Genomic DNA, 25,434 nt, shown 5'->3' on the forward strand with positions numbered 1-25,434 from the left:
TTTTTTCCGGCGTAGCCCAAAACGCGCTGTCGTCAAGTCGTTTAGGGCGTGGCCTTCATTATCCGATCTGGAGTCAAAATGTCCTCACGTAAAGAGCTTGCCAATGCTATTCGTGCGCTGAGCATGGACGCAGTACAGAAAGCCAAATCCGGTCACCCGGGTGCCCCGATGGGTATGGCTGACATTGCCGAAGTCCTGTGGCGTGATTTCCTGAACCACAACCCGACTAACCCGTCCTGGGCTGACCGTGACCGCTTCGTGCTGTCTAACGGCCACGGCTCCATGCTGATTTATAGCCTGCTGCACCTCACCGGTTATGACCTGCCGATGTCCGAGCTGCAGAACTTCCGTCAGTTGCATTCCAAAACCCCGGGTCACCCGGAAGTGGGTTACACCGCGGGTGTTGAAACCACGACCGGTCCTCTGGGTCAGGGTATTGCGAACGCAGTCGGTATGGCTATCGCTGAAAAAACGCTGGCGGCGCAGTTTAACCGCCCAGGTCACGACATTGTTGACCACTTCACCTACGCTTTCATGGGCGACGGCTGCATGATGGAAGGTATCTCTCACGAGGTATGTTCTCTGGCCGGTACGCTGAAGCTGGGCAAACTGGTTGCGTTCTACGATGACAACGGTATCTCTATCGATGGTCACGTTGAAGGCTGGTTCACCGATGACACCGCTAAGCGTTTCGAAGCCTACGGCTGGCACGTGGTTCGTGGCGTTAATGGTCACGATGCTGACGCTATTAAACGCGCAGTTGAAGAAGCGCGCGCAGTAACCGACAAACCGTCTCTGCTGATGTGCAAAACCATTATCGGTTTCGGTTCCCCGAACAAAGCGGGTACCCACGACTCTCACGGTGCGCCGCTGGGCGATGCTGAAATCGCACTGACCCGCGAACAGCTGGGCTGGAAATACGCGCCGTTCGAAATCCCGTCTGAAATCTATGCTCAGTGGGATGCGAAAGAAGCAGGCCAGGCAAAAGAAGCGGCGTGGAACGAGAAGTTCGCTGCATATGCGAAAGCCTTCCCGCAGGAAGCGGCTGAATTCACCCGTCGTATGAAAGGTGACATGCCGGCTGATTTCGACGCGAAAGCGAACGAGTTCATTGCTAAGCTGCAGGCGAACCCATCCAAGATCGCCAGCCGTAAAGCGTCTCAGAACGCGATTGAAGCGTTCGGTCCTCTGCTGCCGGAATTCCTTGGCGGCTCCGCAGATCTCGCGCCTTCTAACCTGACTCTGTGGTCTGGTTCTAAAGCGATCAACGAAGATACCGCCGGTAACTACATCCATTACGGTGTACGTGAATTCGGTATGACCGCCATCGCTAACGGTATCTCCCTGCACGGTGGTTTCCTGCCGTACACCTCTACCTTCCTGATGTTCGTAGAATATGCCCGTAACGCGGTGCGTATGGCTGCGCTGATGAAACAGCGTCAGGTGATGGTCTACACCCACGACTCCATCGGTCTGGGCGAAGACGGCCCGACTCACCAGCCGGTAGAGCAGGTTGCTTCCCTGCGCGTGACGCCGAACATGAGCACATGGCGTCCGTGTGACCAGGTTGAATCCGCTGTGGCGTGGAAATATGGCGTTGAGCGTCAGGACGGCCCGACCGCGCTGATCCTCTCCCGACAGAACCTGGCACAGCAGGAACGTACCGAAGAGCAGCTGGCGAACATCGCTCGCGGCGGCTACGTGCTGAAAGATTGCGCTGGCCAGCCAGAACTGATCTTCATCGCGACCGGTTCTGAAGTTGAACTGGCTGTGGCTGCATGGGACAAACTGACTGCTGAAGGCGTGAAGGCGCGCGTGGTTTCCATGCCGTCTACCGACGCATTCGACAAACAGGATGCCGCTTACCGTGAATCCGTACTGCCGAAAGCGGTCTCCGCTCGCGTTGCAGTGGAAGCGGGTATCGCTGACTACTGGTTCAAATACGTGGGCCTGAACGGCGCTATCGTTGGTATGACTACCTTCGGTGAATCTGCTCCGGCAGAGCTGCTGTTTGAAGAGTTCGGCTTCACCGTCGACAACGTTGTCGCGAAAGCAAAAGAACTGCTGTAATTACGGTTACAGATGAAAATGGGTCGCTTAGGCGGCCCGTTTTTTTAGCAAGACCATATTTATTTTTGTCTGCGCAACGCTTAATTGTAGATCGCTGTCACAAATGTGATATTTAGTGATGTTATAACTATGTGGAGCAAGTCTCATTATTACTGTTGCTTTTTATTTATCTCTCAATAACGTTTTGTTTTTAAAGGGTTCATAAAAACGCAGTTGGCACTGCATGTCTTTTCTCCCTCGATTGATTTCGTTTTGCCGCACGAGTATTTTATTTTTAACGCTAACTCGTACCCTAAAAATAAAATAAGGAAAATGTATGCGGCTAATTGATTACTTTCCAGAGTCATCTATCTCAATAAAAAATTCAGCAAGGAACTGGCAAGAGGCAATAGATTTTTCTATGTCATCTTTGCTGGCTAACCATTATGTTAATTCGGATTATATTCAGGCCATTAAGGAGTCAACAATCAGCAATGGCCCTTATTATATTTTGGCACCTGGCGTTGCGATGCCGCACGCTCGACCAGAATGCGGTGCGTTAAAAACCGGGATGTCATTAACACTTCTCAAACAGGAAGTAAAATTTTCCGAAGATGATGAAGGTATTAGATTATTAATCGGATTATCGGCAGCAAATGCTGACTCACATATTGGCGCTATCCAGGCCTTAAGCGAATTATTATGTGAAGAGGATGCATTAACCGCTTTATTAACGGCTAAATCAGAAAAGCAACTGGCGGATATTATCGCCCACGCATAATTCACAGCCTCCTTTCAGGACATTATTATGGAAAACAAGTCTGCTCGTGCCAAAGTCCAGGCTTTTGGTGGGTTTTTGACTGCGATGGTCATTCCCAACATCGGTGCTTTTATTGCCTGGGGTTTTATAACTGCATTGTTTATTCCTACCGGTTGGATGCCGAACGAGCATTTCGCCAAAATTGTCGGTCCGATGATTACCTATTTGCTACCCGTCATGATTGGCTCCACTGGGGGACATTTGGTGGGCGGGAAACGTGGCGCAGTTATGGGCGGGATTGGTTCTATCGGCGTGATAGTGGGCGCTGATATCCCGATGTTCCTTGGCGCTATGGTGATGGGGCCGCTTGGCGGCTGGGTGATTAAGCATATCGATCGTCTGCTGGAAAAACGCATTCCTGCAGGTTTCGAGATGGTTATCAATAACTTCTCCCTTGGTATTGCGGGAATGCTCTTATGCTTGCTGGGGTTTGAAGTCATTGGCCCGGCGGTTCTCGTGGCTAATAATTTTGTGAAGGAGTGTATTGAAGCGTTGGTTCATGCGGGTTATCTGCCGTTGTTATCCGTGATTAACGAGCCTGCGAAAATCCTCTTTCTGAACAATGCCATCGATCAGGGCGTGTATTATCCGCTCGGAATGCAACAAGCTTCAGAAACGGGAAAATCGATATTTTTCATGGTGGCCTCCAACCCAGGGCCGGGATTGGGTTTGCTACTTGGCTTTGCCATCTTTGGTAAAGGGATGAGTAAAAAATCTGCGCCAGGGGCCATGATTATCCACTTCCTGGGGGGGATTCATGAACTGTATTTCCCATATGTCCTGATGAAACCTCTGACCTTGATTGCCATGATCGCTGGGGGAATGACGGGGACGTGGATATTCCATCTGCTGGACGGTGGGTTGGTTGCAGGACCGAGCCCAGGATCAATATTCGCTTACCTGGCATTAACGCCAAAAGGTTCTTTCCTCGCGACTATTGCAGGCGTCACGGCGGGCACGATTGTCACCTTTGTTATCACTTCTTTAATCCTGAAAATGGAAAAGAACGTCGCAACAGAAAGTGAAGATGACTTCGCTGAATCTGCCAGAACCGTCAAGGCAATGAAGCAGGAAGGTAAATTCTCTTATAAAAATATAAAGCGTGTCGCTTTTGTTTGTGATGCTGGAATGGGATCCAGCGCTATGGGAGCAACCACATTCCGTAAACGTCTGGAAAAAGCGGGATTGAATATTAATGTGGCGCATTATGCCATCGAAAACGTTCCACAAGATGCCGATATTATTGTCACCCATGCCAGTCTTGAAGGTCGTGTTAAACGCGTAAGTGAAAAACCATTAGTGCTGATAAAGAACTATCTTGGTGACCCGCTGTTAGACGATTTATTTAAACGCATTACTGCGAACTAACCTTCTTTTTTTGGAGTGAATATGAAAACGAAAGTCGCTGCCATATACGGCAAGCAGGATATTCGTATCCGTGAATTTGAACTGCCTGCAATTACAGATAATGAATTGTTAGTAAGCGTAATATCCGATAGCGTTTGTTTATCAACCTGGAAAGCGGCTGCATTGGGTAGCGATCATAAACGTGTGCCAGATGACCTGGAAAATCATCCGGTTATTACCGGCCATGAGTGCGCAGGTATCATCGTTGAAGTTGGGAAAAACCTGACGGATAAATATAAAAAAGGTCAGCGTTTTGTTTTGCAACCCGCGATGGGCTTGCCAAGCGGATATTCAGCGGGGTACAGCTATGAATATTTTGGTGGTAATGCTACCTACATGATTATTCCTGAGGTGGCGATTAATCTGGGCTGTGTTTTACCGTACCACGGTTCTTATTTTGCCGCAGCGTCCCTGGCGGAGCCGATGTGTTGCATCATTGGCGCTTACAACGCGAACTATCACACCACGCCTTACGTGTATGAGCATCGTATGGGGATTAAGCCGGGAGGCAGCATTGCGCTTCTGGCCTGCGCCGGGCCGATGGGGATTGGCGCTATAGATTATGCCATTAACGGCAATATTCAGCCGTCACGCGTGGTGGTCGTGGATATCGACGAAGCGCGACTGACACAGGCTAAAAAATTGTTGCCGGTTGAGTTAGCGGCAGAAAAGGGAATTGAGCTTATCTATGTGAACACTACCGGCATGGATTCCCCCACAGCGATGTTACGCGCGCTAACCGACGATGCGGGTTTTGATGATGTCTTTGTGTATGCGGCTGTGCCAGCTGTGGTTGAAATGGCAGATGATCTCCTCGCGGAAGATGGTTGTCTGAACTTCTTTGCCGGCCCGACTGACAGCAACTTCAAAGTGCCGTTTAATTTTTACAACGTTCACTATAACAGTACCCACGTTGTCGGAACGTCCGGCGGTTCAACGGATGATATGAAAGAGGCTATTGCGCTCAGTGCAACCGGTCAACTACAGCCCTCGTTTATGGTGACGCATATTGGCGGGCTGGATGCAGTGCCCGACACAGTATTGAATTTACCTACGATCCCTGGAGGTAAAAAGCTGATTTATAACGGTGTGACGATGCCGCTCACTGCCATAACGGATTTTGCAGAGAAAGGGAAAACCGATCCGCTGTTCAAAGAGCTGGCAAGGCTGGTGGAAAAAACGCACGGTATCTGGAATGAAGATGCGGAAAAATACCTGTTGGCGCAATTTGGCGTGGATGTTGGGGAGGCGGCGATATGATGTCGTTGGCATGGCAGCTATTTCGCATTACTGAGCAGGCCGCGCTGGCGGCCTGGCCGCAAACCGGGTGCGGTGATAAAAACAAGATTGATGGCCTGGCCGTGACGGCAATGCGGGAAGCATTGAACAGCGTTGCCATTCGTGGGCGAATCGTTATTGGCGAAGGCGAAATTGATCGCGCCCCGATGTTGTGGATTGGTGAGGAAGTGGGAAATGGCGCCGGACCAGAGGTGGATATCGCCGTCGATCCCATTGAAGGCACCCGAATGGTGGCGATGGGGCAAAGCAATGCGCTGGCGGTCATGGCGTTTGCTCCCCGCGGTAGTTTGTTACACGCTCCTGATATGTATATGAAAAAACTGGTTGTTAATCGGTTTGCAAAAGGGGCGATTAATCTGGCGCTGCCGTTGGCAGACAATCTGCATAATGTGGCAGCGGCGTTGGGCAAACCGCTGGAACGACTGCGTATGGTGACGCTGGATAAACCACGCCTTCAACCGGCGATTGCCGAGGCGACACGACTTGGCGTCAAGGTCTTTGCGCTGCCCGATGGTGATGTGGCTGCCAGCGTGCTGGCCTGTATGCAAGAGAATCCCTATGACCTGATGTACACCATCGGCGGGGCACCTGAAGGCGTTATTTCTGCCTGTGCGGTTAAAGCGCTGGGGGGCGATATGCAGGCTGAGTTAATCGATTTTTGCGAAGCGAAAGGGGATGGCGCCGATAATCGTCTGATTGCGGCACAGGAACGTCAGCGCTGCGCGGAGATGGGCGTTGAGGTCAACCGTATCTATGCGCTCGACGAACTGGTAGGGGGAAATAAGATCCTTTTCAGCGCGACGGGTGTCACGGGTGGCGATCTTGTTAAAGGGATCCAACAGGTTGCGAATGGTGTGCGCACGCAAACTTTACTGATCGGCGGCGCGGATCGAACGTGTAATATAATAGACTCTCTGCATTCATGGTGATTTATCGAGAAACGAATGACGACGCTGACAGAAGACGATGTGCTTGAGCAACTGGATGCTCAAAATAATTTACTCTCGTTTATGACGACGGCACATAACATTTTGCTCCAGGGCATTAAGCGCTTTCTACCGTCGCTGTTCGTCAATAACGATGAAGAGATCGTGGAATATGCAGTGAAGCCGTTACTCGCCCAGAGTGGGCCGCTTGACGATATCGACGTTGCGTTACGTTTGATTTATGCGCTGGGTAAAATGGATAAGTGGCTTTATGCCGACATTACCCATTTTTCTCAGTTTTATCAGTATCTGAACGAGCAGGATAACATTCCCAGTTTTGCCGATGACATTACCTGGGATTTTGTCAGCAACGTGAACAGTATCACCCGCAACGCGACACTCTATGGTGCGCTGGAGTCGATGAAATTTGCCGACTTTGCTGCGTGGTCTGAAGTGCGTTTTAGCGCAATGGTCAAGACGGCAATGACGCTGGCAGTGACGGCGATTTTAAAGGAATTGACGCCGTGAAAATCGAACTAACGGTGAATGGGCTACAGGTTGAAGCACATTACCTTGATGATGAGATAAAGAACGTTCACAAACCGATATTACAGCAACTGGCCAAACTACATTCCACTAATCCGCAGCGACGAACGATTGTTTTTCTCAGCGCGCCGCCGGGAACGGGAAAATCGACGCTGACCACCTTCTGGGAATATCTCTCCCGTCAGGAGCCTGGTCTGCCGGAGATCCAGACGCTGCCAATGGATGGCTTCCATCACTACAATGCCTGGCTGGATGCCCATAACCTGCGGGCATACAAAGGGGCGCCGGAAACCTTTGATGTGGAGAAAATTGCACGGAATTTGCAGCAAATAAGAGACGGGGAAGGTTCCTGGCCGCAGTATGACCGGCAAAAGCACGATCCGGTCGAAGACGCCATACAAGTGACTGCGCCGATTGTCATTGTGGAAGGAAACTGGTTATTGCGTGATGATCAAAGATGGCGGGCGTTAGCTGAATTTTGCGATTACTCGCTGTTTATTCGTGCTCCAGCCAATGCGCTTCGTACACGACTGGTAGGCCGTAAACTGGCTGGCGGACTCTCGCAAGCTGACGCTGAGGCGTTTTATGAGCGTACCGACGGACCGAATGTTCGTCGGGTACTGGAGGGGAGCCGACCAGCCGACTTTATGCTGGAGATGACGGTCGATGGTGAATATCGGATTGCGTGAGATTTTTGTTGTGTAACTTTACCACACGCGAGAAATGGCGCTGCGTAAACGCAGCGTCATGACCGATCGCCACAACGCTTGCGCCACGCGCACGGCATACCGCCAGCCAGTGCGCATCAAAATCCCAGCTGGGCTCATCCAGCAGCAATTATATATAATGTCCGTATATTATTCGCACTCAATTAATATGTTTTATTTTTTTTGTTTTTATTAATATTGTGAATGCCTTTTGGTAATTTACTAAAATATCTACATTGGTTTTTAATGATGTGTTTTGTTACTCTCGATTAAGTTGTTCACTAGTAATATATTTTCATTAACATCATCAATAAACCAATAAGGATATTGTATGAAATTATCACCATCAATAATTGCGATGGCGGTGTCGGCATGTTTTCTCTCTACAAATGCGCTGGCGGCGTTAACTGCAAATGACGATACCAATAAGATTGAGGGCACGTATAATAATGCTCTAATGCGATCAACCGATAATGGCGAAAGTTGGCTGGAACTCGTAGCGAGTGATGGCACTAGCGCAGGAACAAATAACGACTTCCCGGGCACCGAAACGGTGGTTGTCGCCAATAAACTTGCCGATGTTATAGCCACGCCGCTGTATGATGCAACGCAGAGTTATGGCACACCGAATACTAAAGTGCGTTATAACGGCTATTACTGGACCAACCAATGGTGGGCGAACCCAGGGGAAATACCCGGCAGTAATGCAGTATGGTTAAAAGGTGCAGCGACCAATCTGGAAGCCAATGTCATCGCCTCCTACAACTTTACCCCGTGGCAGGGTCAGCAAGCGGATGATTATCAGAAGCAGCAAAAAGAAAACGTGTCTAAACAGTCAAGAATTTATGGTTACTTCCCTGAATGGGGTGTCTATGCTGCGCATAATTATTTTACACCAGATAAAATCGCCTGGGATCAGTTGACACATATTAGCTATGCTTTTGGCGTGGTAAAAGATGGTGTGGTGATTACTCATGACACAGAGAAAGGCCCGACGCTGATGAAAGAAATTGCTACCGCCAGCAAACAGGCCGGTGTGAAGAATATTCTTTCGGTAGGCGGTTGGACCAACTCAGAAGAAGGCGTGTTTGAATCCGCAACGTCTACGCCTGAAGGTGTTGAGAAACTTGCACAAAGTATTGTCGACTATGTCGTAAAATGGCAATTCGATGGGGTTGATATCGACTGGGAATATCCCGATACCGATATTGAAAAAACGCAATTCACCAATTTGATTACCAGCTTACGCAACAAACTGGATGTTCTGGGTAAACAGAACGATATTTATTACCAGCTCTCTGCTGCCGTGACGGTAAACCATAAAAATATGGCGTATATCAACCCGACGGTTACGGCCTCATTGCTCGACTCTGTCAACGTGATGGCATACGACATCCATGGCGCGTTTGATCCGATCACCGGTCATAATGCCCCACTGTATGCGAACCGTCAGGATGAAGATCAGAAACTCAACGTCTCCTCTGCGATGAACGAATACGTCACTACCTGGGGTGTGGCTAAAAATAAACTGACCGTGGGGGTTCCATTCTACGGTCGTGGCTGGGGTAACGTTGAACCCACTGAAATCGTGAAAGGCTTACCAGGATTATTTGTTTCAGGCACCGCTACCGTCCACGGCGCATGGGATGATGAAGACCAGTACACTGGGACTAACCCGTTCTATGTGTTGCAGGAGAAACTCGCCAGCGGCGACTACACCCGTTACTGGGATACCGAGTCGCACGTTCCTTATCTCTATAACGCAAAAACGAAAGAATTCCTGACCTATGATGATGAAGCGTCTATTACTGACAAAGTGAATTACATCAAAGAACAAGGATTTGGCGGGGCCATTATCTGGGATATCAGCGGAGACTCCAGCGATCACTCGCTGGGGAAAATTGTCGCCACCCTGAAATCTACCGATAGCGATGATGATGACGATGATGATGGCGCTGAAACCCACGTTGTCTCTTACCTGACGCTGACGCGCGGCGCCAAAAAGGGATTGGATTACAACGGTGATACGGCCCAGTTTATTTTGTATCCCGGCGTATATTGCGAAATGCCGTTAACGGATTTCCAGGATGGCGTCTTTGACATTCGCGCGAATAATGTCTCGGTGGCTAAAATTAATAAAGGTAAGGTCACTAATGGTAAGTTTTCTATCGTAGGCCAGACGGTTGAAATTACCACCAATGATGCAACGTTCAACGAGGGGGATGTTATCTCTATCGTCCGTCAGGATAGCGATGAAGAGTATATTGATATCTCGAAAACGGTTACTCAGCAAATGCTTGGTAACGCGGTTGTTACTGATAATGGTCAGTTAAAAGCTGTCTATATTGTGAATGGCGGTACCAGCGGGGGGCTTCACGCCATTGAGTTCCTGATCGATGGTTATATCGACACCCAGTACCAGGTGTATCTTAACGACCAGTATGTCGCCGGCGCTCATATCCTGAAGACGGGTAAGTGTGAAGCAGACCGTATGACTTGTGGTTACTATGGTGCTCAAAAAATCATGTACACCGCGGATTCCAGCGTCACTGTGAATGAAGACGATGATCTTAAAGTGTATCAGATTGTTGACGGGCAAAAAGTGCTGGCAGCGACCCTGACCGTGCCGCACGGTTATTACTACTATTAGTGAACTAAACGTCTGATCTGTCCGGGAAGGGGTATACTTCCCGGACTGTTTCTTTTCGTCTGCCACGTCTACAATATTCTGCGTTGCACGACGTTATTCCATCAAAAAATGTGATGTATGTCATATAGCACGCTTCTCTCTCTGGACAAACATTCCTTTTATTCCGCGTTTCGCTTATTCTAGCTGAAGCGTTTCAGTCGATTAAATGTTCGACAATTAACCAATTAGTCGCAGTTTGCGACAGGTAAGGTTTCCCTGAGCGATTTGCTGCATTACTCTGTCAGCCACATCGTTTCTGAGAAATCCTTGCAGGAGACCTATGACCGTACGCGTAGCGATTAATGGTTTCGGTCGCATCGGACGCAACGTGGTTCGTGCTTTGTATGAATCCGGGCGTCGGGCGGAAATCACCGTGGTGGCAATCAACGAACTGGCGGATGCTGCAGGCATGGCGCATTTGTTGAAATATGACACCAGCCATGGGCGTTTTGCCTGGGATGTTCGTCAGGAACGTGACCAGCTCATCGTTGGTGATGACGCGATCCGCATTCTGCATGAGCGAACGCTCGACGCGCTGCCATGGCGTGAACTGGGTGTGGACGTGGTGCTGGACTGTACGGGCGTCTTCGGTAACCGCGAACACGGCGAGGCGCATATTGCCGCTGGTGCAAAAAAAGTGCTCTTTTCACATCCTGGCAGTCCCGACATCGACGCAACGGTTGTATTTGGCGTTAATCAGGATCAGCTGCGTGCCGAGCACCGAATTGTATCCAACGCCTCCTGCACCACGAATTGTATAATTCCCGTCATTAAATTGCTGGATGATGCTTACGGCATTGAGTCTGGTACCGTCACGACGATCCACTCTGCGATGCACGATCAGCAGGTGATTGATGCCTATCATCCCGACCTGCGTCGTACGCGAGCGGCCAGCCAGTCAATTATTCCGGTTGATACCAAACTGGCAGCGGGTATTACGCGAATTTTCCCGCAATTTAACGATCGTTTTGAAGCGATCGCGGTGCGTGTACCGACCATAAATGTGACGGCGATCGACTTAAGCGTGACGGTGAAAAAACCGGTAAAAGCTAGTGAAGTCAACCAGTTGCTGCAAAAAGCAGCACAAGGTGCATTTCATGGTATAGTTGACTATACGGAATTACCGTTGGTCTCTGTAGATTTTAACCATGACCCGCACAGCGCCATCGTTGATGGCACGCAAACGCGCGTGAGTGGTGCTCACCTGATCAAGACCTTGGTCTGGTGTGATAATGAATGGGGCTTTGCTAACCGTATGCTCGATACAACGTTAGCGATGGCTGCTATTGGTTTCAGGCTCGACGCTTCAGCGTCGACAAAACTTTAAGTATCAACGAGAGGATTCACCATGTCTGTAATTAAGATGACCGATCTGGATCTGGCTGGTAAACGCGTTTTTATCCGTGCCGACCTGAACGTACCAGTTAAAGAAGGGAAAGTAACCAGCGACGCGCGTATCCGTGCTTCCCTGCCGACCATCGAACTGGCCCTGAAGCAGGGTGCTAAAGTGATGGTAACTTCCCACCTGGGTCGTCCTACCGAAGGCGAGTACAACGAAGAATTCTCTCTGCTGCCGGTTGTAAACTACCTGAAAGACAAACTGTCTGCCCCGGTTCGCCTGGTTAAAGATTACCTGGACGGCGTTGAAGTCGCTGCCGGTGAACTGGTGGTTCTGGAAAACGTTCGCTTCAACAAAGGCGAGAAGAAAGACGACGAAGCACTGTCCAAAAAATATGCGGCGCTGTGCGACGTATTCGTGATGGACGCTTTCGGCACGGCTCACCGTGCACAGGCTTCCACCCACGGTATCGGCAAATTTGCTGACGTGGCTTGCGCAGGTCCTCTGCTGGCTGCTGAGCTGGACGCGCTGGGCAAAGCGCTGAAAGAACCGGCTCGTCCGATGGTGGCTATTGTTGGTGGCTCTAAAGTTTCTACCAAACTGACCGTTCTGGATTCCCTGTCTAAAATCGCTGACCAGCTGATCGTTGGCGGTGGTATCGCCAACACCTTCGTTGCCGCTCAAGGTCACAACGTCGGTAAATCCCTGTATGAAGCTGACCTGGTTGACGAAGCAAAACGTCTGCTGACCACTTGCGACATCCCGGTTCCGACTGACGTTCGCGTAGCGACTGAGTTCTCTGAAACTGCGCCGGCGACGCTGAAATCCGTTAGCGATGTAAAAGAAGACGAGCAGATCCTGGATATCGGCGACGCTTCTGCACAGCAGCTGGCTGACATCCTGAAGAATGCGAAAACCATTCTGTGGAACGGCCCGGTTGGCGTGTTTGAATTCCCGAACTTCCGCAAAGGTACTGAAATCGTTGCTAACGCTATCGCAGACAGCGAAGCGTTCTCCATCGCGGGCGGCGGCGACACCCTGGCAGCAATCGACCTGTTCGGCATTGCTGACAAAATCTCCTACATCTCCACTGGCGGCGGCGCATTCCTCGAATTCGTGGAAGGCAAAGTTCTGCCAGCAGTAGCGATGCTCGAAGAGCGCGCTAAAAAGTAAGCATTTAATGGGCAGGGAAACCTGCCCAATTATTAGCGCGCTTTAGAGCGCGCGCCCTTTCCAAGGCCGAAGATACAGGACTCGCAACATGTCTAAAATTTTTGATTTCGTAAAACCAGGCGTAATCACTGGTGATGACGTACAGAAAGTTTTCCAGGTAGCTAAAGAAAACAACTTTGCTCTGCCAGCTGTTAACTGCGTTGGTACCGACTCCATCAACGCCGTACTGGAAACCGCTGCAAAAGTTAAAGCGCCGGTAATCGTACAGTTCTCCAACGGTGGTGCTTCTTTCATCGCGGGTAAAGGCGTGAAGTCCGACGTGCCTCAGGGCGCTGCAATCCTGGGTGCTATCTCTGGCGCGCATCACGTTCATCAGATGGCTGAACACTACGGTGTTCCGGTTATTCTGCACACTGACCACTGCGCGAAGAAACTGCTGCCGTGGATCGACGGTCTGCTGGACGCGGGTGAAAAACACTTCGCAGCAACCGGCAAACCGCTGTTCTCTTCTCACATGATCGACCTGTCTGAAGAGTCTCTGGAAGAGAACATCGAAATCTGCTCCAAATATCTGGCGCGCATGTCCAAAATGGGCATGACCCTGGAAATCGAACTGGGTTGCACCGGTGGCGAAGAAGACGGTGTGGACAACAGCCACATGGACGCTTCTGCACTGTACACCCAGCCGGAAGACGTTGATTACGCGTACACCGAGCTGAGCAAAATCAGCCCGCGCTTCACCATCGCCGCTTCCTTCGGCAACGTACACGGCGTTTACAAGCCGGGTAACGTGGTTCTGACCCCGACCATCCTGCGCGACTCCCAGGACTATGTTTCTAAGAAACATAACCTGCCGCACAACAGCCTGAACTTCGTCTTCCACGGCGGTTCTGGTTCTACTGCTCAGGAAATCAAAGACTCCGTAAGCTACGGCGTAGTGAAAATGAACATCGACACCGATACCCAATGGGCTACCTGGGAAGGCGTTCTGAACTACTACAAAGCGAACGAAGCTTATCTGCAGGGCCAGTTGGGCAACCCGAAAGGCGAAGATCAGCCGAACAAGAAATACTATGATCCGCGCGTATGGCTGCGTGCTGGTCAGGCAACCATGATCACCCGTCTGGAACAGGCTTTCAAAGAACTGAACGCGGTTGACGTTCTGTAATTTACGCCGTTCTCTGTGACATGAGGCCCGCCAATGCGGGCCTTTTTTATTGCCATTTCAACAGGCTGCTGGTAGAGAATTCTGTGATCTGTTTGGCAAAAGCCAGGTTTATTGTTTAACCTTGTCAGATTGCCAGTCCCATTGGGGCGGCTTTATTTCTCCCGTTTGGGTAAGCAAAAAAGGAATAGTGAATGGAAGATTTGAATGTTGTCGACAGCATAAACGGTGCGGGCACCTGGCTGGTCCGCAATCAGGAGCTGCTGTTGAGCTATGCCGTCAACATCGTTGCGGCCATCGCCATTGTTATTATCGGTATGATTGTGGCGCGTATCGTGTCAAACACCGTTAACCGCCTGATGGTGGCGCGAAAAATTGATGCAACCGTTGCCGATTTCCTCTCCGCACTGGTGCGCTACGGTATTATCGCTTTCACGCTGATTGCCGCTCTGGGCCGCGTTGGGGTGCAAACTGCCTCCGTGATCGCTGTTCTTGGTGCCGCAGGTTTAGCCGTTGGCCTGGCATTGCAAGGTTCGCTGTCCAACCTCGCCGCAGGCGTGCTGTTGGTGATGTTCCGTCCGTTCCGCGCGGGTGAGTATGTAGATCTCGGCGGCGTAGCGGGGACCGTCCTCAACGTGCAGATTTTCTCCACCACCATGCGTACCGTAGACGGTAAGATTGTGGTGATCCCAAACGGTAAAATCATTGCCGGGAACATCATTAACTTCTCTCGCGAGCCGGTTCGCCGTAACGAATTCATTATCGGCGTGGCCTACGATTCCGATATCGATCATGTGAAGAAAATCCTCACCGATATCATCCAATCCGACGAGCGCATCCTTAAAGATCGTGAAATGACGGTGCGCCTGAATGAGCTGGGCGCTTCTTCGATTAATTTCGTCGTACGCGTCTGGAGCAACAGCAGCGATCTGCAAAGCGTCTACTGGGACGTACTGGAGCGTATTAAGCGCGAGTTTGACGCCAACGGCATCAGCTTCCCGTATCCGCAGATGGATGTGAACTTCAAGCGTGTGAAAGAGAACGCGGCAGAGTAATATTTTTCTGCACCACGGTGCCGGATGGCGCTTCGCTTATCCGGCCTACTCGGATTTCCATACTGTAGGCCGGATAAGCGAAGCGCCATCCGGCATTACCCTCCTGGTATTAATTCCTCTTATCCCTGATTAAAATTATCCATTTCCGCTAATGATTTTCCCGCGCTATAGTCTGCTCCTAAGAGAAATAGTTCGGGATGCTTAACGTGTTATCGTATTACTTTCAAGGGCTTGCGCTTGGTGCGGCCATGATACTTCCGCTTGGTCCACAAAACGCCTTCGTGATGAATCAGGGCATTCGTCGCCAGTATCACATCATGATTGCATTACTCTGTGCCATCAGCGATCTGGTGCTGATTTGCGCGGGGATATTTGGCGGTAGCGCCTTGCTAATGCAGTCACCGTGGCTGATGGCGCTGGTCACCTGGGGGGGAGTGGCGTTTTTACTCTGGTACGGTTTCGGTGCGTTAAAAACGGCGATGAGCAGTAATCTGGAACTGGCCAGCGCGGAAGTAATGAAGCAGGGGCGCTGGAAAATCATCGCCACGATGCTGGCGGTGACCTGGCTCAACCCACACGTTTATCTGGATACCTTTGTGGTGTTGGGGAGTCTGGGGGGGCAACTGGACGTGGAGCCTAAGCGCTGGTTTGCGCTGGGTACCGTCAGCGCCTCGTTCCTGTGGTTTTTTGGTCTGGCATTGTTGGCGGCCTGGCTGGCGCCGCGTCTGCGTACTGCCAAAGCACAACGCATCATCAATACGTTAGTCGGATTAGTGATGTGGTTTATCGCTTTTCAGCTGGCAAAAGAAGGCGTTACGCATGTTCATGCGCTGTTCAACTAAGTGTTGTCTGATGGACAACGCAGCGAGATCGGCTAAGCTTGCCTGCATGTGCCCTGAGTTTCGGGGTAATTAATGAAACATGGAGGAACGACCGTGAAGTTCAAAATAATGGCCCTGGCGGCATTAGTCGGATTCAGCGCACTATCGGTACAGGCAAATGAGTTGCCAAATGGACCGCACATCGTGACTTCCGGAACGGCAAGCGTGGATGCGACGCCTGATATCGCGACCCTGGCGATTGAAGTCAATGTCGCGGCGAAGGATGCGGCTTCAGCGAAGAAGCAAGCCGATGAGCGCGTGGCGCAATATCTGTCCTTCCTTGAGCAGAATCAGATAGCGAAGAAAGACATTAGCGCTGCAAACCTGCGCACGCAGCCGGACTACGATTACCAGAACGGTAAAAGCATCCTCAAAGGCTATCGTGCGGTGCGTACCGTTGAAGTTACGTTGCGTCAGCTGGACAAACTCAACGCTCTGCTCGATGGCGCGCTGAAGGCCGGTCTGAATGAGATCCGCTCGGTATCGCTTGGCGTCGCCCAACCGGATGCCTACAAAGATAAGGCGCGTAAAGCGGCAATTGATGATGCAATTCATCAGGCTGAACAGCTGGCTGCGGGCTTTAACAGCAAACTGGGGCCCGTTTATAGCGTGCGCTACCATGTGTCCAATTATCAGCCGAGCCCGATGGTACGGATGATGAAAGCAGATGCGGCGCCTGCGGTATCCGCTCAGGAAACCTACGAGCAGCCGGTTATTCAGTTTGACGATCAGGTTGATGTGGTTTTCCAGATTGAGCCGACGGCGGGGCAGCCGGCAGCAACACCTGCCAAAACCCAGTAATCTTTTCAAACCCGGCTTTCCAGCCGGGTTTTTTCTGTGAGTAACTGTAAAAATGAGATCTGACATCCAGTCTTTTTTTTCGCCGTAATGAGGATAGGCCATAGCGATTTTTAAGGGGACGCTATGGATATTTTTATCTCGAAAAAGATGCGTAATTTCATTCTGCTGGCGCAAACTAATAACATCGCCAGAGCGGCAGAAAAAATCCATATGACCGCATCGCCTTTCGGTAAAAGCATTGCCGCACTGGAAGATCAAATCGGCTATACGCTGTTTACCCGCAAAGATAACAACATCAGCCTGAATAAAGCCGGGCAGGAGTTGTATCAGAAGCTGTTCCCTGTTTATCAGCGTCTCTCTGCCATTGATAACGAAATCCATAATGCCTCCCGCCGCTCTCGAGAAATCGTCATCGGCATCGACAATACCTATCCAACGATTATTTTTGACCAGTTGATTAGCCTTGGCGACAAGTACGATGGCGTAACGGCCCAGGCCGTTGAATTCAGCGAGAATGGGGTGATCGATAACCTGTTCGACCGGAAACTGGATTTTATTATCTCACCGCAGCACGTTTCCCCTCGCGTGCAGGAACTGGAAAATCTGGCGATTAGCGAGCTATCTCCGCTGCGTCTGGGGTTTCTCGTTTCCCGACGCTACGAAGAAAAACAGCCGCATGAGCTGCTGCGCGAGCTGCCCTGGCTGCAAATGCGCTTCCAGAATCGCGCTAACTTTGAGGCGATGCTGGATGCTTACATGCGGCCCTGCGGAATTCATCCAACAATTATTTACCGTCCGTACAGCTTTATGGCCAAGATTAGCGCGGTGGAGCGCGGGCAGTTTTTGACGGTGATCCCTCATTTTGCCTGGCGGCTGGTTAACCCCTCGACGTTGAAATATTTCGATGCGCCCGGCAGTCCTATGTATATGCAGGAGTTTCTCTATTCGCTGAAAAACCATCGTTATACCGCCACGATGCTTCAGCATATTGCTGAAGATCGTGAGGGTACGGCAAGTTAACCGAGCATCGATCCGGTTTCGATCAGGTTACGATGCAGATCGAACGCATGGCTGAGATCGTGATGGATATGCCCGCCGGGCGCTTTCTCCAGATAGCGGTGCAGGTAGTCCCGATACAGAGGATGCGCACAGTTATCGATAATCGTGTGCGCCCGCTGCATCGGAGATAACCCACGCAGGTCGGCAATCCCCTGTTCGGTAACGATCACTTTGACGCTATGTTCGCTGTGATCGACATGGCTGCACATCGGCACGATGGTGGAGATTTTCCCGCCTTTGGCAATTGACGGTGCCATAAAGATAGACAGGTAGGCGTTGCGCTCGAAGTCCCCGCTGCCGCCAATGCCATTCATCAGGTTCACACCTGCTACGTGCGTGGAATTGGCATGACCGTAGATGTCAAACTCCAGACCGACATTGAGCGCAATGACGCCCAGCCGACGAATGATTTCCGGGTTATTGGAAATCTCCTGCGGGCGCAGCACAATCCGGCTGGCGAAGAAGTCCATGTTGTCATAAATCTTCTGCAGCGATGGGGCTGAAATGGTCAAACTGGAGGCGCTGGCGCCGGTTATCTTGCCCGTTTCCAGCAGATGCACTACAGATTCTTGCAACACCTCGGAATACATCATAAAGGGTGGAATATCCGGGTTCTCGCCCAGTCGCGCCATTACCGCGTTGTTGATATTGCCTACGCCGCTCTGTAAGGGCAGGAATTCCGCTGGGATGCGTTTGTGCGCCATTTCCGCCAGCAGAAATGTCACCACGTTATCGGCAATTTGCTGGCTGACCGGATTACTCTTATCCGCGGCATTTCCGGCATCGGGTAGTTCGGTGTCCACGACCGCGATAATTTTTTTCGGGTCAATCTGTACACACTGGCTGCCTACGCGATCCATGGTGTGAAAAATGGGCACGCTGTTTCGTCGCGGCGGCGCGCCGGGGATCACTATGTCGGCAAACTCCGCCACGCGCGGGTTATGGTAATGATTCAGTTCGATAATCACCTTTTTCGCCCGCAGCAGCCAGGTCGGCGCGTTACCGATGCCGCTGGAAAGCCAAATCCGACCATCCGGCGCAATGGCGGAGGCTTCAATGACGGCAACATCGATATCGCCAAAAAAGCCATAATTGACCATTTGCGCCACTTCGCTCAAATGGAGATCGACAAACCTCACCTGGCCCTGATTAATTTTCTCGCGCAGGCCGGATGATGTTTGATAAGGCGCCCGCCAGGAAACGGCATCCGCCGCAGATAGCGCATCATCAGCGGCGGCGCCAATTGAGGCTCCTGTCAGCAGGCGGATTTGAAAAGGCTGCCCGACCTGATGCCGTTCGCAGGCGAGTTGAGCAATTGCGTTAGGTAATGCTTTTGGCGAACCCGCAGGGGTAAAGCCGCTGAATGCCACCATATCGTCGTGCTGGATAATTTCTGCCGCTTCTTCGGCACTCATCCGTTTCATGGCCGTCTCCTTCCTCGAGCGTAATTAATGGCCGACAAAATTGGGTTTACGTTTTTCCATAAACGCGTTCATCCCTTCCTGATAATCCTCGCTGTCGTACACCGCGCGGCGCATGCCCTGAATACGCTCAAATTCGTCTGAGTTCATGGTGTGCGCTTCGCCCAGCACGCGCAGTTCTTCTTTGATGACGGCGATCGCCAGCGGCGCTTTCTCCGAGATGTGGTGCGCCATTTGCAGGGTGAAATCCTCCAGTTCGTCGACAGGAACCACATGGTTGAGGATCCCGACGGCCATCGCACGCTGAGCGGTAATCGGCGAGGCGGTAAAGATCAGCTCTTTCACGATGTGGAACCCGGCATCGCGGGTCAGGTTGTGGATGCCGACCAGGTTATACGGCACGCCGAGGTTGACCGGTGTCATCGAGAAGGTAGAGGTTTCAGCGGCGATAATGAGATCGGAACTCATGATCATCTCAAACGCGCCGCCCCAGACGCTCCCCTCAACCATGGAGATCACTGGTTTTGGATATTTCTGGATCATGCGGGTTATCTGGCGCAGCGGATCGTCATAAGAGAGCGGATCGCGACGTCCTGAGGGGAGTTCATGAATATCATGCCCGGCAGAGAACACTTTGGCCCCGCTCGGGGCGCGCAAAATGATGCAGCGAATTTCCGCACGATTAAGATCGCTCAGCGCCTGCATCAGATCGTCGATAAACACTTTGCTCAGCGCATTGAGCTTGCGGGCGTAATTGAACTCAATAACCGCGACTTTCTGGATGATGACTACGTTGACGTATTGATAAGACATAATGTTCTCTTTATTCAAAGTAATGATGCTGGATAAATTCACTGATGTGACGCAGACCAGTACGCGGCGAAAGGGCGTTATTTTTGACGGCCTGCAGCGTCTGCTGGAAATAGCGGTCGAAATCAGTCCGGGTAAACAGTAGATGCAAAGCTTCTTCTTCAGCCTGCTTATGTAACCAGTCCACTGCTTGCTGCTGGCGGACTTTTTCCAGTCGACCGCTGAGGGTAAGGCACGTTTTAAAGTCGGTTATCGCCTGCCAAATCTCCTCAATGCCACGTTTTTCCAGGGCACTACAGGCCAGAACCCGCGGCTGCCACTCGTCATACTTGCGGCGCAGAATATGCAGGGCGGATTCGTACATATGGCGGGCGATGGCTACCTGGTTACGGTTATCACCGTCGTCCTTGTTGATGACGATCAGATCCGCCATTTCCATGAGTCCTTTTTTGATGCCCTGCAGATCGTCGCCACCGCCGGCAATTTGCAGTGAGACAAAGCAATCCACCATGCTGGCGACTTCGGTTTCTGACTGCCCGACGCCGACGGTTTCCACAATCACCACGTCAAAGCCCGCGGCCTCACACAGCAGCATTAATTCACGGGCGCGCTGGCTAGCGCCGCCTAAATGCCCGCTGGAAGGAACCGGGCGAATAAATGCTGATTCTGCGCGGGACAGTTCCGTCATCCGGGTTTTATCGCCAAGAATGCTGCCGCCGCTAACGGGACTACTGGGATCGACTGCGATCACTGCCACCCGTAATCCCTCGCGGATCAACAGCATACCGAACGCCTCCAGAAAGGTGCTTTTGCCCGCGCCCGGCGTGCCGGTGATGCCCAGACGCAGCGCGTTACCGGTGAACGGCATAATCGCGTCCAGCAATTGCGTACTCAGGGGCTGGTGGCGCGGGTGGCTGCTTTCAACCAGCGTCATCGCCTGGGCAAGCGTGGCCCGTTCACCGAGTCGCAAGCGCCGGACGGCATCGTCAAGCGTGGCGGCGTTAATCATGATGTTGACTGATACGGGTCAACACGTCGCGGACGCTGTCGAGCATCGGGGTCCCGGGGCCATAAATGGCTGCCACGCCATGCTCGTACAGGAAGGTGTAGTCCTGGGGTGGAATCACACCGCCTGCCACCACGCAGATATCTTCACGTCCCCAGCCTTTGAGCGCCGTGACCAGTTCAGGGATCAATGTTTTATGCCCGGCAGCCAGTGATGATGCGCCGATGACATGCACATCGTTTTCTACCGCCAGACGGGCGATCTCTTCTGGTGTGGAGAACATCGGACTGAGATCAACATCGAAGCCGAGATCGGAGTAGGCGCTGGCGATCACTTTCGCGCCGCGATCGTGACCATCCTGGCCCATCTTGGCGATCAGGATCCGAGGTCGGCGACCATTTTCCGCGAGGAACTGTTCGGTTTGCGCAACAATGGCGTCGAACTCATCGGCGGATTTGTCGGACTGGTGATAGCTTTGCGCAATCACGCCGGTGACGCACTGGCTGGGAACCAGATAGCGGTCAAAAGCGGCTTCCAGCGCGTCGGAGATCTCACCGAGCGTGGCGCGAACGCGGGCGGCATTAACGGCGGCGGCCAGCAGATTTTCATTATGCTGCGCGGCGTGGGTCAGCGCCGTTAGCGCGGCGTTGACGGCATTATTGTCGCGAGTTGCGCGGATATGCTGCAACGAAGCGATTTGCTCGTTGCGTACCTTCACGTTGTCGATTTCCAGCACCGACGTTTCGTCTTCTTTTTCCAGCTTATACTTGTTCACGCCAACGATGACGCGTTTACCCTGGTCGATCAGCGACTGCTCGCGCGCTGAAGCCTCTTCGATCATTCGTTTGGGAAGTCCAGCTTCAATCGCCTTTGCCATTCCGCCCGCTTCATCAATTTGTTTAATGATCGTGCGCGCCTGCTTAACGATTTGATCGGTTAATGACTCCACGTAATACGAGCCGGCCAGCGGATCAACGGTGCGGCAGATCTCTGACTCTTCCTGAATGATGATCTGTGTATTACGCGCGATGCGAGCCGAGAAATCGGTGGGCAGCCCGAGCGCTTCATCGAAGGCGTTGGTGTGCAGAGACTGGGTGCCGCCGAGCGTGGCGCCGAGCGCTTCAATGGTTGTACGGATCACGTTGTTATAGGGATCCTGCTCGGTCAGACTCCAGCCGGAGGTCTGGCAGTGGGTACGCAGCGCGAGAGATTTCGGGTTGGTTGCGCCAAAACTGCTGACCGCCTCACTCCACAAATAGCGAGCCGCGCGCAGCATGGCGACGTTCATAAACAGATCCATGCCGATACCGAAGAAGAATGACAGTCGCGGGGCGAAGTCATCAATTTCCAGCCCGGCAGACAGTGCGGCTTTGATGTACTCAATGCCGTCAGCCAGCGTAAACGCCACCTGCTGGACGCAGTTCGCCCCAGCTTCCCCCATGTGATAACCGCTGATGCTGATGGTGTTATAGCGCGGCATATTGGCGGAGCACCAGGCGATGATGTCGGCGATGATGCGCATTGAGGGTTTTGGCGGATAAATGTAGGTGTTGCGGCACAGGTACTCTTTCAGAATATCGTTCTGAATGGTCCCGGTGAGCTGTTCCGGTGTTACGCCTTGTTCCTCTGCGGCGACGATATAAAACGCCAATACCGGCAGCACCGCGCCGTTCATCGTCATCGACACCGACATCTTATCCAGCGGGATCTGATCAAACAGCACCTTCATATCTTCGACGGTATCGATCGCCACGCCCGCTTTGCCGACATCGCCCGCCACGCGCGGGTTGTCAGAGTCATAGCCGCGATGGGTGGCAAGGTCAAAGGCGACGGAAAGCCCTTTTTGCCCGGCGGCGAGGTTGCGGCGGTAAAAGGCGTTGGATTCTTTGGCGGTAGAGAATCCGGCATACTGGCGGATGGTCCACGGCTGCGCGGTATACATGGTGGCGCGCGGACCGCGCACGTAAGGCGGCAGGCCGGGGAGGGTGCCCGTGACTTCCAGATTATCGAGGTCAGCCTCGGTGTACAGCGGCTTGATGGCAATCCCTTCCGCCGTTTGTCTTTCCAGTGACTCAACGGTTTTTTCCCGTCGACTGAGTTCTTTATTGGCAAGTATTTGCCACTCTTGCACGTTAGCCATTTTTTGCTCCGTATTACGCAATAAGTTGAATCTTTACGAGATACGGTGAGCTTTTTCATTTGGCTTGTCGCCAGCAAAAAATAGCCAACTGGGCGTCGTTTTTTGCCGCGTGGCGTGTTTTATTTTGTGATGTATTTCAAAGACGTGGCGGGAATAACATGAAAAAGCGGTAAAAGGATGTAGGCCGGATAAGGCGTTACGCCGCCATCCGGCACTCAGAGGCTATAAACAGTTTAATCCTGACGCAGTACGTTGTGACCGTAAGCCAGCAGCGCGTCAGTAACGTTGCGCATCATGCGGCTTTCCGGCGCAAAACGGTGCCAGTACAACATCCGACGCTGGAACAGGCCCGGCGTTAAGTCGATAAGCTCACCGCTTTCCAGCTCTTTTTCTATCTGTAAGTGCGGGATCATGCAGCAGGTCGTGCCCTGACGCGCCAACTGGACGAAGGCTTCTGATGAGTTAACGATATGGCACGGCACGCTGCCTGGCGGCAGATCGAAGTTTTGTTGCAAGAAGGCCTGATGCATATCATCAAGATGGTCAAACGCTACCGCCGGGGCTTTCAGCAGGGCAGAGCGGGTGACGCCGTTGGGGAAATAGCGCTCGGCGAACGCTTTTGAACCCACAAACAGGTAATCCAGTGCGCCAAGTTTATCCACCAGACAGCTTGGCAGCGCCTGATGTTGAATACTCACCGCACCGACCACTTCACCACGGCGCAGACGTTCCTGGGTGCGCGTTTCATCCTCAACCTGCAGGTTCAGACGAATCGGCGAATTAGCCAGTACCGGCGCCAACGCCGGAAGCAACCAGGTCGCCAGACTGTCGGCGTTCACCGCCAGCGAAAGCAGCAGCGGCGTGGAGCCAGTTTGCTCATCACCCAGCCACTCATCTTCCAGCAGTTCAACCTGGCGTAAAAGCGCCAGTAGTTTCTGCCCTTGTTCAGTTGGGCGAGGCGGTACGGTACGTACCAGCAGCGGCTGTCCGAACATATTCTCAAGCTGTTTTATGCGCTGTGAAACGGCGGATTGCGTGATGCACAGCTTTTGCGCCGCGCGCTCAAATCCTCGTTCACGAATAACCGCATCCAGTGCTTGTAGTGTTCTGTAGTCCGGACGTTTCATTGCTTTGACGCACTCCTGAAATTTTTGCTTGTTCTGCACTATGACACAAATTTTGGTTGGGTAAAGACGAAATCAGCCTCCTGGTAGCGGGTGTGGGGACATTTTTCTGCACAATGTTCTATAATGCGCGTGAATTTTCCCACCATATTCACACCACAGGCGAAACGATCATGACGCAGGATGAACTGAAAAAAGCAGTAGGATGGGCGGCACTTCAGTATGTACAGCCCGGTACCATCGTGGGCGTAGGTACAGGTTCAACAGCCGCACACTTTATTGATGCGCTGGGCACAATGAAAGGTCAGATTGAAGGTGCGGTGTCCAGTTCTGACGCCTCGACCGAAAAACTCAAAAGCCTTGGCATCCACGTGTTCGATCTTAACGAAGTGGACAGCCTCGGCGTCTACGTTGATGGCGCAGATGAAATCAACGGCCATATGCAGATGATTAAAGGCGGTGGCGCAGCGTTGACCCGTGAAAAAATCATTGCTTCCGTGGCGAAAAAGTTTATCTGCATTGCTGACGCGTCTAAAGAAGTCGATATTCTCGGTAACTTCCCGCTGCCGGTGGAAGTTATCCCAATGGCGCGTAGCGCAGTGGCTCGCCAGTTGGTGAAGCTGGGCGGTCGTCCTGAATACCGTCAGGGCGTGGTAACTGACAATGGCAACGTGATCCTTGATGTGCATGGTCTGGAAATCCTCGACGCCATCGCGCTGGAAAACGCCATCAATGCGATTCCTGGCGTGGTAACCGTCGGTTTGTTTGCTAACCGTGGTGCGGATGTCGCGCTGATCGGTACCCCTGACGGCGTGAAAACTATCGTAAAATGATCTGATGGGAGCGTCTTCTCCCGTTAAAAAAATTTTGGCAGGGCAAATTTGGTGACTTGTGTCACGTTTACAATATTGCCCTGCCGATCTCTCCAAAGAAAAAGTTATCGCCAGTATTTTCCTCTGACATTTCCCGCTGAATGACATTTCCTCAGCATGACGACGCAAACGTTCATATTGCCGC

At 51.9% G+C, this 25,434-nt stretch carries 21 protein-coding genes and 1 pseudogene; 16 read left to right on the top strand and 6 right to left on the bottom strand.

Annotated features, from left to right (window positions below; all coding sequences use genetic code 11):
- Positions 1–78: 78 nt before the first annotated feature.
- From tkt to ACVXHP_RS10790, 7 genes are all read left to right on the top strand, one after another.
- Positions 79–2,070, top strand: a complete 1,992-nt coding sequence (gene tkt / locus ACVXHP_RS10760; RefSeq protein ID WP_447571429.1) for a transketolase — start codon at positions 79–81, stop codon at positions 2,068–2,070.
- Between the two features lie 316 nt (positions 2,071–2,386).
- A complete protein-coding gene (gene cmtB, locus ACVXHP_RS10765; protein ID WP_447571430.1) occupies positions 2,387–2,830 on the top strand; it encodes a PTS mannitol transporter subunit IIA in 444 nt (147 codons plus the stop codon).
- A 27-nt stretch (positions 2,831–2,857) separates the two neighbouring features.
- Positions 2,858–4,237 carry a PTS mannitol transporter subunit IICB gene (locus ACVXHP_RS10770; RefSeq protein ID WP_200008997.1) on the top strand — a complete coding sequence of 460 codons (1,380 nt, stop codon included), beginning with the start codon at positions 2,858–2,860 and terminating at the stop codon, positions 4,235–4,237.
- A gap of 21 nt (positions 4,238–4,258) precedes the next feature.
- Entirely contained in the window at positions 4,259–5,536 is a 1,278-nt protein-coding gene (locus tag ACVXHP_RS10775) for a zinc-binding dehydrogenase (RefSeq protein WP_447571431.1), read from the top strand.
- On the top strand, positions 5,533–6,504 hold the full coding sequence (glpX, locus tag ACVXHP_RS10780) for a class II fructose-bisphosphatase (protein ID WP_447571432.1): 972 nt from the start codon (positions 5,533–5,535) through the stop codon (positions 6,502–6,504). Before ACVXHP_RS10775 ends, glpX begins: the two co-directional genes overlap by 4 nt.
- 15 nt (positions 6,505–6,519) lie before the next feature.
- The gene (locus tag ACVXHP_RS10785; protein ID WP_038633553.1) at positions 6,520–7,029 is read left to right on the top strand and encodes an MltR family transcriptional regulator; all 510 of its coding nucleotides are present in this window, start codon (positions 6,520–6,522) and stop codon (positions 7,027–7,029) included.
- Positions 7,026–7,736, top strand: a complete 711-nt coding sequence (locus tag ACVXHP_RS10790) for a nucleoside/nucleotide kinase family protein (RefSeq protein ID WP_447571433.1) — start codon at positions 7,026–7,028, stop codon at positions 7,734–7,736. Before ACVXHP_RS10785 ends, ACVXHP_RS10790 begins: the two co-directional genes overlap by 4 nt.
- Here ACVXHP_RS10790 and ACVXHP_RS10795 read toward each other — a convergent pair.
- Positions 7,693–7,884: pseudogene (locus ACVXHP_RS10795) on the bottom strand (ABC transporter ATP-binding protein); the annotation flags it as partial. The gene ACVXHP_RS10790 and the pseudogene ACVXHP_RS10795 overlap by 44 nt on opposite strands.
- Before the next feature lie 201 nt (positions 7,885–8,085).
- Between ACVXHP_RS10795 and ACVXHP_RS10800 the strand changes: the two are divergent.
- The 8 genes from ACVXHP_RS10800 (at position 8,086) to srsR (ending at position 17,877) form a co-directional block, all read left to right on the top strand.
- Positions 8,086–10,404, top strand: a complete 2,319-nt coding sequence (locus tag ACVXHP_RS10800; RefSeq protein ID WP_447571434.1) for a glycoside hydrolase family 18 protein — start codon at positions 8,086–8,088, stop codon at positions 10,402–10,404.
- Between the two features lie 319 nt (positions 10,405–10,723).
- On the top strand, positions 10,724–11,770 hold the full coding sequence (gene epd / locus ACVXHP_RS10805; RefSeq protein ID WP_447571435.1) for an erythrose-4-phosphate dehydrogenase: 1,047 nt from the start codon (positions 10,724–10,726) through the stop codon (positions 11,768–11,770).
- A 21-nt stretch (positions 11,771–11,791) separates the two neighbouring features.
- Entirely contained in the window at positions 11,792–12,955 is a 1,164-nt protein-coding gene (pgk, locus tag ACVXHP_RS10810) for a phosphoglycerate kinase (RefSeq protein ID WP_003027032.1), read from the top strand.
- Positions 12,956–13,043: 88 nt separating this feature from the next.
- On the top strand, positions 13,044–14,123 hold the full coding sequence (fbaA, locus tag ACVXHP_RS10815; protein WP_003027029.1) for a class II fructose-bisphosphate aldolase: 1,080 nt from the start codon (positions 13,044–13,046) through the stop codon (positions 14,121–14,123).
- Positions 14,124–14,314: 191 nt separating this feature from the next.
- A complete protein-coding gene (locus tag ACVXHP_RS10820) occupies positions 14,315–15,175 on the top strand; it encodes a small-conductance mechanosensitive channel MscS (protein WP_447571436.1) in 861 nt (286 codons plus the stop codon).
- Between the two features lie 206 nt (positions 15,176–15,381).
- Positions 15,382–16,017, top strand: coding sequence for an arginine exporter ArgO (gene argO / locus ACVXHP_RS10825; RefSeq protein WP_079226012.1), 636 nt, complete (start codon positions 15,382–15,384; stop codon positions 16,015–16,017).
- Between the two features lie 93 nt (positions 16,018–16,110).
- The gene (locus ACVXHP_RS10830) at positions 16,111–16,857 is read left to right on the top strand and encodes an oxidative stress defense protein (RefSeq protein WP_447571437.1); all 747 of its coding nucleotides are present in this window, start codon (positions 16,111–16,113) and stop codon (positions 16,855–16,857) included.
- 123 nt (positions 16,858–16,980) lie between these two features.
- Positions 16,981–17,877 carry a LysR family transcriptional regulator SrsR gene (srsR, locus tag ACVXHP_RS10835; protein WP_200008986.1) on the top strand — a complete coding sequence of 299 codons (897 nt, stop codon included), beginning with the start codon at positions 16,981–16,983 and terminating at the stop codon, positions 17,875–17,877.
- Here srsR and ACVXHP_RS10840 read toward each other — a convergent pair.
- The 5 genes from ACVXHP_RS10840 to argP all read right to left on the bottom strand — a co-directional run bounded on the left by ACVXHP_RS10840 (position 17,874) and on the right by argP (position 24,420).
- Positions 17,874–19,340, bottom strand: a complete 1,467-nt coding sequence (locus ACVXHP_RS10840) for an acetyl-CoA hydrolase/transferase family protein (protein ID WP_042310903.1) — start codon at positions 19,338–19,340, stop codon at positions 17,874–17,876. The genes srsR and ACVXHP_RS10840 overlap by 4 nt on opposite strands.
- A 24-nt stretch (positions 19,341–19,364) precedes the next feature.
- Positions 19,365–20,150 (bottom strand): methylmalonyl-CoA decarboxylase, encoded by a 786-nt coding sequence (gene scpB, locus ACVXHP_RS10845; protein ID WP_038633533.1) that lies wholly within the window; start codon positions 20,148–20,150, stop codon positions 19,365–19,367.
- A 10-nt stretch (positions 20,151–20,160) separates the two neighbouring features.
- The gene (meaB, locus tag ACVXHP_RS10850) at positions 20,161–21,156 is read right to left on the bottom strand and encodes a methylmalonyl Co-A mutase-associated GTPase MeaB (RefSeq protein ID WP_447571438.1); all 996 of its coding nucleotides are present in this window, start codon (positions 21,154–21,156) and stop codon (positions 20,161–20,163) included.
- Positions 21,149–23,293, bottom strand: a complete 2,145-nt coding sequence (scpA, locus tag ACVXHP_RS10855; protein ID WP_447571439.1) for a methylmalonyl-CoA mutase — start codon at positions 23,291–23,293, stop codon at positions 21,149–21,151. Before scpA ends, meaB begins: the two co-directional genes overlap by 8 nt.
- A gap of 233 nt (positions 23,294–23,526) precedes the next feature.
- The gene (argP, locus tag ACVXHP_RS10860) at positions 23,527–24,420 is read right to left on the bottom strand and encodes a DNA-binding transcriptional regulator ArgP (protein WP_032940465.1); all 894 of its coding nucleotides are present in this window, start codon (positions 24,418–24,420) and stop codon (positions 23,527–23,529) included.
- Positions 24,421–24,590: 170 nt separating this feature from the next.
- On the opposite strand from argP, the gene rpiA reads away from it, so the two are divergent.
- Positions 24,591–25,250: a ribose-5-phosphate isomerase RpiA gene (rpiA, locus tag ACVXHP_RS10865; protein ID WP_016154364.1), complete on the top strand. Its 660-nt coding sequence runs from the start codon at positions 24,591–24,593 to the stop codon at positions 25,248–25,250.
- The last annotated feature ends 184 nt before the right edge of the window (positions 25,251–25,434 follow it).

Source organism: Citrobacter freundii complex sp. 2025EL-00176, assembly GCF_053309355.1.